Consider the following 532-nt stretch of genomic DNA (forward strand, 5'->3'; position numbering starts at 1 on the left):
ATAGAGACAAGTATCCATAGCGGGGCTCCTCAACCGTTGCACACCCCGCATCCGCCTCATCAATCTTCACGAAAGCTATTCCAAATCAAGCACTTGAAGCGAGTAATAAAATTGCTCACCAGCCTCTAGGCGAGCGATTAGAGCCTGTGAGTTGCTACTCTGACGTTTCGAAGGCTGGGTGCATCACTGTTGTGAATCATTGCTGCTGAACTGATTCAAGACTTTGATTGGACCTCAGCACATGGCTTGCGCAACATGGAGGCATGTCCCAAGCCACGATCCAGTACCTGGTGCTCGACAGGTGTGATCCTGCCTGCAACATGGCTCGCTATTATGTGCTGTCGATCGAACCCAGCCTGTTCGGGGATGCGACACTGATCCGCGAGTGGGGTCGTCTCGGTCAGCCGGGGCGGAGGAGGATCGAGCTCTACGAAAACCAGTCACGTGCCATGGAAGCCCTCGAAACTTGGCTCCAGCGAAAGCAGCGGCGCGGCTATGTGCTGAGAGGTGGGTAGGGACTGGAGCAATCCCG

General features: G+C 55.1%; 1 protein-coding gene. It reads left to right on the forward strand.

Annotated elements, in window-relative coordinates; translation table 11 throughout:
* Positions 1 to 263: 263 nt before the first annotated feature.
* Positions 264 to 515 carry a WGR domain-containing protein gene (locus FS320_RS44940; RefSeq protein ID WP_152718835.1) on the forward strand — a complete coding sequence of 84 codons (252 nt, stop codon included), beginning with the start codon at positions 264 to 266 and terminating at the stop codon, positions 513 to 515.
* The last annotated feature ends 17 nt before the right edge of the window (positions 516 to 532 follow it).

Origin of the sequence: Microvirga tunisiensis, from assembly GCF_009296175.1 — a bacterium.
GTDB lineage: Bacteria > Pseudomonadota > Alphaproteobacteria > Rhizobiales > Beijerinckiaceae > Microvirga > Microvirga tunisiensis.